The sequence below is a fragment of the Streptomyces sp. YS-3 genome (genome assembly GCF_045257485.1).
Lineage (GTDB): Bacteria > Actinomycetota > Actinomycetes > Streptomycetales > Streptomycetaceae > Streptomyces.
This window is the reverse complement of record NZ_JBJHPC010000242.1, coordinates 1-10361: the sequence shown is the minus strand read 5'-3', so window position 1 is coordinate 10361 and position 10361 is coordinate 1. Positions and strand designations below refer to the sequence as shown.

General features: G+C 69.7%; 10 protein-coding genes and 1 pseudogene. 6 read left to right on the top strand and 5 right to left on the bottom strand.

The annotated features are described in order from the left end of the window. Positions 1-2: 2 nt before the first annotated feature. Positions 3-1328, bottom strand: a complete 1326-nt coding sequence (locus ACJA3G_RS20125; RefSeq protein WP_406554407.1) for a UDP-glucose dehydrogenase family protein — start codon at positions 1326-1328, stop codon at positions 3-5. 189 nt (positions 1329-1517) lie between these two features. Between ACJA3G_RS20125 and ACJA3G_RS20120 the strand changes: the two genes are divergently transcribed. Then, positions 1518-2675 (top strand): acyl-CoA dehydrogenase, encoded by a 1158-nt coding sequence (locus ACJA3G_RS20120; RefSeq protein WP_358837492.1) that lies wholly within the window; start codon positions 1518-1520, stop codon positions 2673-2675. A gap of 288 nt (positions 2676-2963) precedes the next feature. On the opposite strand, the gene ACJA3G_RS20115 is transcribed toward ACJA3G_RS20120, so the two are convergent. Further along, positions 2964-3278, bottom strand: coding sequence for a hypothetical protein (locus ACJA3G_RS20115; RefSeq protein ID WP_406554406.1), 315 nt, complete (start codon positions 3276-3278; stop codon positions 2964-2966). A 152-nt stretch (positions 3279-3430) separates the two neighbouring features. Between ACJA3G_RS20115 and ACJA3G_RS20110 the strand changes: the two genes are divergently transcribed. From ACJA3G_RS20110 to ACJA3G_RS20100, 3 genes are read left to right on the top strand one after another with little or no spacing between them, the layout of a single operon-like run. Then, positions 3431-3685, top strand: a complete 255-nt coding sequence (locus tag ACJA3G_RS20110) for a hypothetical protein (RefSeq protein WP_406554405.1) — start codon at positions 3431-3433, stop codon at positions 3683-3685. Then, positions 3657-4172 carry a DUF6879 family protein gene (locus ACJA3G_RS20105; RefSeq protein ID WP_406554404.1) on the top strand — a complete coding sequence of 172 codons (516 nt, stop codon included), beginning with the start codon at positions 3657-3659 and terminating at the stop codon, positions 4170-4172. Before ACJA3G_RS20110 ends, ACJA3G_RS20105 begins: the two co-directional genes overlap by 29 nt. A gap of 13 nt (positions 4173-4185) precedes the next feature. Next, positions 4186-5034: a helix-turn-helix domain-containing protein gene (locus ACJA3G_RS20100; RefSeq protein ID WP_406554403.1), complete on the top strand. Its 849-nt coding sequence runs from the start codon at positions 4186-4188 to the stop codon at positions 5032-5034. A 225-nt stretch (positions 5035-5259) separates the two neighbouring features. Here the strand turns inward: ACJA3G_RS20100 and ACJA3G_RS20095 are convergent, their stop codons facing one another. Together ACJA3G_RS20095 and ACJA3G_RS20090 are read right to left on the bottom strand one after the other, a co-directional pair. Then, positions 5260-6504, bottom strand: a complete 1245-nt coding sequence (locus ACJA3G_RS20095; RefSeq protein WP_406554402.1) for an LPXTG cell wall anchor domain-containing protein — start codon at positions 6502-6504, stop codon at positions 5260-5262. Between the two features lie 249 nt (positions 6505-6753). Next, complete coding sequence (locus tag ACJA3G_RS20090) at positions 6754-8088, bottom strand: LCP family protein (protein ID WP_406554401.1); 1335 nt, start codon at positions 8086-8088, stop codon at positions 6754-6756. Positions 8089-8216: 128 nt separating this feature from the next. On the opposite strand from ACJA3G_RS20090, the gene ACJA3G_RS20085 reads away from it, so the two are divergent. Further along, positions 8217-8741: an acyl-CoA thioesterase gene (locus tag ACJA3G_RS20085; RefSeq protein ID WP_406554400.1), complete on the top strand. Its 525-nt coding sequence runs from the start codon at positions 8217-8219 to the stop codon at positions 8739-8741. A 40-nt stretch (positions 8742-8781) separates the two neighbouring features. On the opposite strand, the gene ACJA3G_RS20080 is transcribed toward ACJA3G_RS20085, so the two are convergent. Next, a complete protein-coding gene (locus tag ACJA3G_RS20080) occupies positions 8782-10137 on the bottom strand; it encodes an LCP family protein (protein ID WP_406554408.1) in 1356 nt (451 codons plus the stop codon). Between the two features lie 21 nt (positions 10138-10158). Here ACJA3G_RS20080 and ACJA3G_RS20075 point away from each other — a divergent pair. Continuing rightward, positions 10159-10361: pseudogene (locus ACJA3G_RS20075) on the top strand (hypothetical protein); the annotation flags it as partial.

Below are 10361 nucleotides of genomic sequence, written 5' to 3'. Positions count from 1 at the left end.
CCCTACGCCCGCGGGCGCCCCATCGCCCGGAACGTCCAGCCCGCCTCGCGCCACTTCACCGCGTCCAGCGCGTTCCGCCCGTCCAGGACGATCCGGGCGTCGGCCACCTCGCCCAGTGCCGCCGGGTCCAGCTCGCGGAACTCGCGCCACTCGGTGAGGTGGAGCACCACGTCCGCGCCCCGGACCGCGGCCAGCGCCGTGTCGGCGTATCCGAGCGTGGGGAAGAGGCGGCGGGCGTTGTCCATGCCCTTGGGGTCGTAGACGGTGACCTGGCCGCCCTGGAGGTGGATCTGCCCGGCCACGTTCAGGGCGGGCGAGTCGCGTACGTCGTCGGAGTCCGGCTTGAAGGTCGCGCCCAGTACGGCGACCCGCTTGCCCAGGAAGGACCCACCGCCGAGCGCCTCGCGCGCCATCTCGACCATCTGGCCGCGCCGGCGCATGTTGATGGAGTCGATCTCGCGCAGGAAGGTGAGCGCCTGGTCGGCGCCGAGCTCACCGGCCCGGGCCATGAACGCGCGGATGTCCTTGGGCAGACAGCCGCCGCCGAAGCCGATCCCGGCCCGCAGGAACTTCGAGCCGATGCGCTCGTCGTGCCCGATCGCCTCGGCCAGCTTCACCACGTCGCCGTCGGCGGCCTCGCACACCTCGGCCATGGCGTTGATGAAGGAGATCTTGGTGGCGAGGAAGGAGTTCGCGGAGGTCTTCACCAGCTCGGCCGTGGGGAAGTCGGTCACCACGAAGGGGGAGCCCTCGGCGACCGGCGTTCCGTACACCTCGCGCAGCAGCTTCTCGGCGCGCTCGCTCTCCACGCCGACCACGATCCGGTCGGGGTGCAGGGTGTCGTTCACGGCGAAGCCCTCGCGCAGGAACTCGGGGTTCCAGGCCAGCTCCACGCCCTCGGGCAGCGCGGCGGCCAGCCGGGCGGCGGACCCGACCGGCACGGTCGACTTGCCCACCACCAGCGCGCCCTCGCGCAGATGCGGGGCGAGGGAGGCGAAGGCGGAGTCGACGTAGGACATGTCGCACGCGTACTCGCCATGCTTCTGCGGAGTGTTCACGCAGACGAAGTGCACATCGCCGAAGGCGCCGACCTCCTCCCAGGAGGTGGTGAAGCGCAGCCGCCCGCTGGAGCCCTCGATCCCGGCGACGTGCCGGGCGAGCAGCTCCTCCAGGCCCGGCTCGTACATCGGCACGCGCCCCTGCGCCAGCAGCTCGATCTTCTCGGGGACCACGTCGAGGCCGAGCACCTCGAACCCCAGCTCCGCCATGGCCGCGGCGTGGGTGGCCCCGAGGTATCCGGTGCCGATCACAGTGATCTTGAGGGCCATGCGGTACTCCTGGAAGGTACGGGCTTGAGGGCGCTGCCCGAGCATAGTCGGGCCCCTGCGCGGCCTGCGATCCCCCTTGATCACGGACTTCGTCCGCCTGTCGTCAAACTCACGTATGCCGCGAGCCGTACACCCCACTAAAATTGAGGTTACTTAACGGTAGTTAGCGCCCTTGGGGAGTGAGTCACCTTGGCCGGAACGGCTGATTTCGACCTGTACCGCCCGTCCGAAGAACACGACATGCTCCGCGACGCGATCCGCTCGCTCTCCGAGGCGAAGATCGCGCCGTTCGCGGCCGAGGTCGACGAGGAGGCCCGCTTCCCGCAGGAGGCGCTGGACGCCCTGGTCGCGAACGACCTGCACGCCGTGCACGTCCCCGAGGAGTACGGCGGCGCCGGCGCCGACGCGCTCGCCACCGTCATCGTGATCGAGGAGGTGGCCCGTGTCTGCGCCTCCTCCTCCCTCATCCCGGCCGTGAACAAGCTCGGCTCGCTCCCGGTGATCCTCTCCGGCTCCGAGGAGCTGAAGAAGAAGTACCTGGGCCCGCTGGCCAAGGGCGACGCGATGTTCTCGTACTGCCTCTCGGAGCCGGACGCAGGCTCGGACGCGGCGGGCATGAAGACCCGCGCGGTCCGCGACGGCGACTTCTGGGTGCTCAACGGCGTCAAGCGCTGGATCACCAACGCGGGCGTCTCCGACTACTACACGGTGATGGCCGTCACCGACCCGGAGAAGCGCTCGAAGGGCATCTCCGCGTTCGTGGTCGAGAAGTCCGACCCGGGTGTCTCCTTCGGCGCCCCGGAGAAGAAGCTCGGCATCAAGGGCTCCCCGACGCGCGAGGTCTACCTCGACAACGTCCGTATCCCCGCCGACCGCATGATCGGCGCGGAGGGCACCGGCTTCGCCACCGCGATGAAGACCCTGGACCACACCCGCATCACCATCGCGGCCCAGGCCCTCGGCATCGCGCAGGGCGCCCTCGACTACGCCAAGGGCTACGTCCAGGAGCGCAAGCAGTTCGGCAAGCCGATCGCCGAGTTCCAGGGCATCCAGTTCATGCTCGCCGACATGGCGATGAAGATCTCGGCCGCCCGCGCCCTGACCTACCAGGCAGCCGCGGCGTCCGAGCGCGGCGACGCGGATCTGACGTACCTGGGCGCGGCGGCGAAGTGCTTCGCCTCCGACGTCGCCATGGAGGCCACCACGGACGCCGTCCAGCTCCTCGGCGGCTACGGCTACACCCGTGACTACCCGGTGGAGCGGATGATGCGCGACGCCAAGATCACGCAGATCTACGAGGGCACGAACCAGGTCCAGCGCATCGTGATGGCGAGGAACCTGCCGTAGCAGGATTTTCGCAGGTCAGCGGCTGGTTTCGATGGGCTCGCGGGTTGCTGCGTCACGGTTGTGCGGATGGACGCCTACCGTGCGAGCACGCCCTGATGCCCGCACGGCAACCGAAGCGCCCGGAACCGCTCGAAGGCTCCAGCAGCCCCTTCCGAGCACTCCTCTGACCAAGCAATGAAGGAGCCCCGGCCCATATTTGGCCGGGGCTCCTTCATTGCTTCGCCTCTGCACCGCAGGAGTGAGCCGTCATCGTGGTGCCACTTCGCGGGTTTGATCACGGAGGACGCCTCAGAGCCGGTACTGATCCGGCTTCGACACGTACACGACCCCCGGGGCAAGAGCCGTCGCGCTCTCCCGAAACAGCTCGTGCAGCATCGACCGGGGGTTGTCCCTCATGGCGTTGGTCAGATTGTCGGCCAGTAGGGCGGCCTCAGACGGGAGCAGAACCATTTCGGTGTCCGCCATGTGCCGACCCTTCTTCGTCAGCCACATCGGCACGCGAATGTTCCCGTCCTCATGCCGGTACGCCGGACGGCTTGGAATGGGGTCCATCCGCCAACCGCTGGACGCGGTCTGCTGGCTGGGCTTTTTGTCGGTCGGCATGGAGTCATCGTTCTCTCAGGCGATGTCACCCGTCCACGTTCTTGCATGGGCTTGCACCGCAATTGGCTTGGCAGGTAGCGGTATTGACGCCAATTCCGCTGGCAACGATGCTCGTGCAAGTCCGAGCAAGCACTAAGTCCAGGGAGCCAGCCATGGCCGCAGAGTTCGTCGGCATCGACCCTGACACCGACCGGGACCACTGCCCCACCGTGTGGGCGGACGCAGAAGCTCAGGAGATCTTGTTGCAGGGGTGGAAGCCGACCCCCGAGACTCAGGCGGAGTGCGAGGGAACCAGCCCCGCGAACGGTCCGGTGCCCGACAGTGAGGCCATCGTCAGGATTCCGGCCCGAATGATTCCGATGATCAGGGAGGCATGTGATGCCGTCGAGCGTGCCCAGCTTCGCTGACCTGCTTGGCCAGTGCGAGCGTTCCGCCGTCCACCTGGAGTTGCGCGACTCATACGCCACCACCGACCGGTTCGAGGCGTGGAAGCGGGGCGAGCGGATCAACTGGGAGGACCGCGAATCCTGGTGGCATCCCTATGACCAATTGATCGCAGACACAGTGGCAAGGGGCGTGGTGATCCGCCGGGCCCGAGTGGTCTCCGAGCCGGTATCGGACTACATCCGGTGGGAGCACTACGTCACTCATGCCAACGTAACGGCAGGAGAGCAAGTCCGTTGGCTGCCCCGGCGACGAGTCACGACCGTCCCACTGCCCGGAAACGACTTCTGGCTGTTCGATGACGCGCTGCTTCGGGTGCACCACTTCTCGGGTGACGGCGTGGTGGTGGAGGACGAGATCACAGCGGACCCGGAAGCCGTGAAATTGTGCTCCGCTGCCTTTGAAGCCGTCTGGGAGCGAGCAGTCCCACACCACCAGTACAAGGTCTGACGAGAGCGGCTCCATGCCCCCGCATCCCTCTTCACGTGCTCAGAAGGCCCGAGAGAAGCTTGCGGGTCGCCTGCGAGAGATCCGGAAGGACGCGGAGATCAGCGGGCGGGAGCTGGCCTTCAGGTGCGGCTGGTCGGAGTCGAAGTCATCCCGGATCGAGAACGCGAAGACACCTCCCTCCGACGCCGACATCCGAGCGTGGTGCCGAGCCTGTGCCGCCGAGGAGCAGGCCCCCGACCTGGTCGCGGCCAACAGGCAGTCCGCCGAAGCGCATGTGGAGTGGAAGCGGCTTCAACGGACCGGCCTCCGGCGTCTGCAAGAGAGCACCGGCGACCTGTATGAGCAGACCAAGATGTTTCGCGTCTACGTCTCCGACGTGATCCCTGGATTCCTTCAGACTGCGGGGTACGCCTCCGCGTTGTTGTCTTCCATCGCGGATTTCCGAGGAACCCCGGATGACGTGGGTGAGGCCGTTGCGGCCCGCATGAGGCGTAACGAAGTGCTGAACACGGGCGCACGCCGGTTCTCCTTCGTCCTGGAGGAGCCAGTGTTGCGGTACCGACTGTGCAGCGCTGAAACCATGGCGGCGCAGCTTGGCCACCTGCTCGCGGTCATGGACCTTCAGAACGTCGCCGTGGGCATCGTCCCGTTCTCGGAACAACGGGCCGTGTGGCCCATGCCGACCTTCACGATTTTCGACGACCGGAGGGTACACGCCGACACTCTGGACGCGGCCTCCACGCTCACACAGCCGAGTCAGGTCGAGCTGTACGCCCGTGCCTTTGGACGTCTCTCTCAACAGGCCGCACGGGGAGCAGCAGCCCGCACCCTCATCGCGGATGCGGTGGCGTCCCTTGGGTGACCAGAAGCGGCGATACCTCACGTACGGACGATCCGGGGAAATGCTGGGAGGCGCCCCGCGAAGAGGGTGTTGTTCCAGGTCGGAGTGGCGCTCGCGGTAAAAAGGCCCCCAGACCCACCAGGTCCAGCGCATCGTGGTGGCGCTCAATCTGCCGTCGTGCAGACACCCCGGGCCCGTACCCACAACCCCCGGATACGGGCCCGAAGCGTGCCGCAGGAGTGGGGCTCAGCCCCCGGTGCGGCGGCGGCGGGCGCCCAGGATCGCGCCCGCTCCGGTCAGTACCGCCGCGCCGCCCGCCAGGGCGAGCTTCGGGGTGGTGGAGGAGGCGCCGGTGGCGGCGAGCTGGCCCGTGGTGGACGTGTTCAGCGGGGTGGTGGAGGTGCCGCCCAGCGGCTTGGTGTCCGCGGTGCTCTTCCCCGTGGCGGGCTTGGTGCCGGCCGCGAGGATCTCGAACGGGTACTTCTCCATCGGCGGCTGCGAGCCGTCGCAGGACGCGTCCCCGACGATGGCCGCGGCGAAGGCGTAGCCCTGGCCCGCCGGCGTCCTGGCGTCGAGCGTGAGGCGGAGCCGGAGGTCGGCGTGCGCGCCGGCCGCAAGGTTCTCGACCGTGCCCGCGCGGTGCAGGCTGTCCACGTCCTTCCAGCCGCCGGACGTGGCCGTGGACCACTTCAGACGCAGCAGGTCGCCCGAGACCTTGTGGTGGTTCTTGTCGGCCGCCCAGACGTAGGTGAACGGCCGCAGCTTGTCGAGGCTCTTCTGCGTGCCGTTGGTGATCCGCAGCGAGAAGTCGGTGGTGGTGCCGGCGGTGAGCCGCTCCGGCAGCCCGGTGAGGACCGAGGTGAGCCGGGTGTCGGGCTCGCAGACCGGGTTCTCGGCCTCCTTCTTCGCGTCCGCCAGCGCCTTGTCGGCCGCCTCCTTCGCCGCGAGCGCGGCCTTGACGGCCTTGGTGGCCCGGTCGAGCTCCCGGAACGCGGCGACCTCGGCGTCCTGCGCCTCCTTGAGCGCCGCCCGGGCCTTCTCCACCGCGGTCGCCTCGACGCCGGCCGCCTTCTCGGCGTCCTTCTTGGCGTCCGCCAGCGTCTTCTCGGCGGTGGCCCGGTCCTCGGCGGTCGCGTCGGCGGGGAGCTTGTCCAGGATGAGCTGGGCGTCCGAGACGGCCTTGTCGGCGACGGCCTTCGCGGCGGTCGCGGCGCCCGCCTCCTTCCCGGCCGCCTTCGCCTTCACATGGAGGGGCGCGGTGTCGGAGGTCGCCGCGTCCACGGCCTTGCGCGCCACCTCCTCGGCGGCGACCGCGTCCTCGTACACCTTCTTCGCCGCCGCGGCGGCCTTCTCCAGCTCCGCGACGGTCGGCTTCTTCTGCGTCTGCGCGGGCGGCTGGGCGTCGGCGAGCGCGGGGCCCGCCGACAGGATCACCACGGGCGCGGTCACAGCGGCGGCGACGGCCGTCGCCAGAGCACGGCGAATGTTCACTACAGCCCTTCGGAGTACGGGAGAACGCGCGAAAGCGCGAACGCCGGTGATCGTATGACCGGAGCAAGCGCCGCAGTAGAGGTTTCTTCACGCCAAAAGCCCCGCCCGGCCCGCCAGTTGGGCGGGCAAAGCGGGGCAAGGGCGGGCAGTTGTGCAGTGCCCTGTGATTTCTCTGTGAGTCTTGTCGCGCCGGCGGCTCCCAGCGGCTCCCGGCCGCTCCCGACGGCTCCCGACGGGCCTGATGGGACGTCAGCGCGACGCGGTCACCGTGACCTTCTGGTCGTTGTTCAGCTCGTTCACCAGCTGCTTGACCTTCCCGCTGTCCCACACCAGGGACGTCTGCGGGCCGTTGCCGGATATCGGCATGTTCATCGACGTGCCACCGCCGCCGGTGACGCCCTTCATCGCCCAGAACATGTCGGCCAGGTCGAACAGGCTCATGTCCTTGTCGACGACCAGGGTGTCCAGGCCCGCCCCCATCACCGGGTACAGCTTGAAGGGGTTGAGCACGGTCGACGGGGTCGCCGTCTGGCTGGCCAGGGCCGACAGGAAGCGCTGCTGGTTCTTGGTGCGCTCCAGGTCGCCCGCCGCGTAGCCGTGGCGGTTGCGGACGAACGCCAGGGCCTGCTGGCCGTCGAGGGTCTGCTTGCCCTTCTTGAAGTCGGCGCCCGAGTCCCTGTCCTTGATGTCCTGCGGGATGTCGATCTCCACGCCGCCGACCGCGTCCACGATGTCCGCGAAGCCGGCGAAGCCGATCTCGGCGTAGTGGTCGATGTGCAGCCCGGTGTTGGCCTCGATGGTGCGCACCAGCAGCTCGGGGCCGTCCATCGCGTACGCCGCGTTCAGCTTGTTGTGGCCCTTGGCCGGGAAGAGCTTGCCGGACTGGGAGCCCTTGAAGCTGGGGATCTGCACCCAGGAGTCGCGCGGCAGCGAGATCATGGTGTTCCCGTTGTCACCGGTGTGCAGGATCATCATCGAGTCGGTCCGCTTGCCCTCGGCGGAACCGGTGTGCAGCTTCTTCTTCTCGTCCTTGGACAGCCCGTCGCGGGAGTCCGAACCGACGATGAGGTAGTTGGTGCCCTTGCCGTCGCCCGGGCGCTCGATGACCTTGGAGAGGTCCACCTCGCGGCGCACCTTGGAGTCGGCCCAGAAGTACGTGCCGACGCCGACGCCGACCACGGTCACCACCAGGACCAGCGAGCCGACCATGATCCGGCGCCGCCAGTTCGGCCGGGGGCGCGCGGGGGAGCTCGCGGCGCCCGGCCCGCCGCCCGGGCCGCCGGGACCCCGGCCGGCGGGCCCGCCGGGGCCGCGTCCGGAGGGGGCGCCGTAGACCTGGCCGTCGCTGTAGCCGCTGTCGTACGAGCCGGGTGCGGGCACACCGTTGCCGTACCGCTGCTGTCCGTAGCCCTGGTCGTCGTCGTACGAGGGCTGCTGCGGCGGGACCGGGCGCTGCGGGCGCGCGGGCGCGGAGCCCGCGGGGCGCTGCACATGGCGCATCACGCGCGGGCCCTCCGGCTGCGCGGCGGAGCTGCCGCGGCCGTAGCGCTCGCCGCGGTCGTCGTCGGACCATCCGTCGTTCATGCCGTCAAGCATGCACGGGTCCCCCGCGTGTCTGACAGGGCGGGTGGGGATCTGGGCCCGGGCTGTTGCACAGCTGATGCAATGTCCGCGCGATGAGCGCACACCTGAGCGCGCCTAAGCTGGGCGGTATGACTGATCTTCCGGGCAAGCCGACCTCGGCGTCCCGTACCACCCTGAGCCACATCATGACCGCCCATGACACCAATCTCCTGGGCACGGTCCACGGCGGTGTGATCATGAAACTGGTGGACGACGCGGCGGGCGCGGTGGCCGGCCGCCACTCCGGGGGCCCGGCGGTCACGGCGTCCATGGACGAGATGGCGTTCCTGCTGCCGGTGCGGGTCGGGGACCTGGTTCATGTGAAGGCCCAGGTCAACTGGACCGGCCGGTCCTCCATGGAGGTCGGGGTACGGGTGCTGGCCGAGCGGTGGAACGAGTCCACCCCGGCGCAGCAGGTCGGCTCGGCCTATCTGGTGTTCGCCGCGGTCGACTCGGACGGGAAGCCGCGGACGGTACCGCCGGTCCTGCCGGAGACCGAGCGGGACGAGCGCCGCTACCAGGAGGCGCAGATCCGCCGTACGCACCGGCTGGCGCGGCGCCGCGCGATCCTGGAGCTCCGCGAGAAGCGGGCCGCGGAGGGCCTGGACGACTGAGCGCCGGGTGCGGTGGCCCCCGCCCCACGGGTGTGCCCCGTCACGGGCAGACCGCCTGGTCGCCCGTCACCGTGTCGAACTCTCCCGCGCCCCTCGCCTCCGCCCGTACCGGCCGGACGGCCGTGAAGTCCGTGCCCGCCGTCACCTTCATGACGGGGCCCAGGCCCTTGACCGGGCGCAGATCGCTGCCGGGCAGGGCCGCCGCCAGGGACCGGGCCGAGCGGTCCCAGCGCGGGTCGTACTCGACGAGCGTGCGGTGGAGGTCGCCCGGACCGCCCGCGAGCGGCTTCCCGGTCGTACGGAAGCCCGTCGCGCGCAGGGCGTCGTCCACCCGGCGGCCGAGGCCGTCCGTGCGGGTGCCGTTGTAGACCTGGACCCGGATCCGGTCCGGCGCCACCTCGACCGTCGCCCCGGGCGGCCGTCCCTTGGCGTCCTGGCCGCGTGCGGCGGGCCGCGCCAGCGGCCGGTCCTCGCGCAGCTCCATGAAGAGCTTGCGGGACTTCACCGGGTCCCACTTCACCGTCGAGCCGATCCCCTTCACGGGAAAACTCATCTGCCCGATCGGCACGGTCGCGAACTCCGACGACGCCGGGGAGAAGCCCCGCATCGTCCGCCCCAGCGACAGGATCTCCTCCGCGCCGAAGCCCTGGTCGGCCCGGACCGAGGACAGCAGCGTGGAGGCGACCTCCCGGAAGCGCACCGGATTCATCAGCACGCCCGACCCGGTCGCCTCGTGGATCAGCGCCGCCATGAACTTCTGCTGGCGCTGCATCCGGCCCAGATCGGCCGACCCGTCGGTGTGCCGGGAGCGTACGTACTGGAGCGCCTGGCCGCCGTCGAGGTGGTGCGTGCCCGCGGGGAGGTCGAGACCGGAGTAGGAGTCCTTCATCGGCCGGGCCGTGCAGATCTGCACCCCGCCGAGCACGTCGACCGTCTTCATGAAGCTGGTGAAGTCGACCTCCAGATAGTGGTCCATCTTCAGGCCGGTCATGTGCTCCACCGTGCGCACCGTCAGCGCGGGCCCGCCCTCCGCGTACGCCGCGTTGATCTTCACGGGGTGCTGGTTGTGGTGCTCGCCGGTGTTCTGGTCGGTGTGCTCGGGGACCTCCGCGTAGCTGTCGCGCGGGATGCTCACCACGCTCGCCCGGCTCCGGTCCGACGAGACGTGCACGATCATCATGGTGTCGGTGCAGTGGCAGGGCGCCCCGCCGAGGCGGTACTTCTCCTTCTCCTCCGGCGTGACCTTGTCCCGGCCGTCCGTGCCCACCAGCAGGATGTTGGTGCCGTGCCCCGCCTGCGGCCGGTTTTTCATGTCCTTGAACGGGTCGACCCGTCCGATCCCGCCGTCGAGCCCGGTCACCACGGCATGGCCCACCCCGCCCGCGCCAGACAGCAGGACGAGCGGCCCCGCTGGGGCATGCGGATGGCGACGACCCTCTCGGTCCTCGTGCTGGGCGCGGGCGGGGTGGGCCATGCCGTGGTGACCGGGCTCGACGGCGGGATCGGACGGGTCGACCCGTTCAAGGACCTCTCGGTCCTCGTGCTGGGCGCGGGCGGGGTGGGCCATGCCGTGGTGACCGGGCTCGACGGCGGGATCGGACGGGTCGACCCGTTCAAGGA

Excerpts from the sequence above, each read along its gene's own strand:
- ACJA3G_RS20125 (WP_406554407.1), bottom strand. The coding sequence starts at position 1,328 with ATGGCCCTCAAGATCACTGTGATCGGCACCGGATACCTCGGGGCCACC.
- ACJA3G_RS20115 (WP_406554406.1), bottom strand. The coding sequence starts at position 3,278 with ATGCCGACCGACAAAAAGCCCAGCCAGCAGACCGCGTCCAGCGGTTGG.
- ACJA3G_RS20085 (WP_406554400.1), top strand. The coding sequence starts at position 8,217 with ATGACTGATCTTCCGGGCAAGCCGACCTCGGCGTCCCGTACCACCCTG.
- ACJA3G_RS20100 (WP_406554403.1), top strand. The coding sequence starts at position 4,186 with ATGCCCCCGCATCCCTCTTCACGTGCTCAGAAGGCCCGAGAGAAGCTT.
- ACJA3G_RS20090 (WP_406554401.1), bottom strand. The coding sequence starts at position 8,088 with ATGAACGACGGATGGTCCGACGACGACCGCGGCGAGCGCTACGGCCGC.
- ACJA3G_RS20105 (WP_406554404.1), top strand. The coding sequence starts at position 3,657 with ATGCCGTCGAGCGTGCCCAGCTTCGCTGACCTGCTTGGCCAGTGCGAG.
- ACJA3G_RS20110 (WP_406554405.1), top strand. The coding sequence starts at position 3,431 with ATGGCCGCAGAGTTCGTCGGCATCGACCCTGACACCGACCGGGACCAC.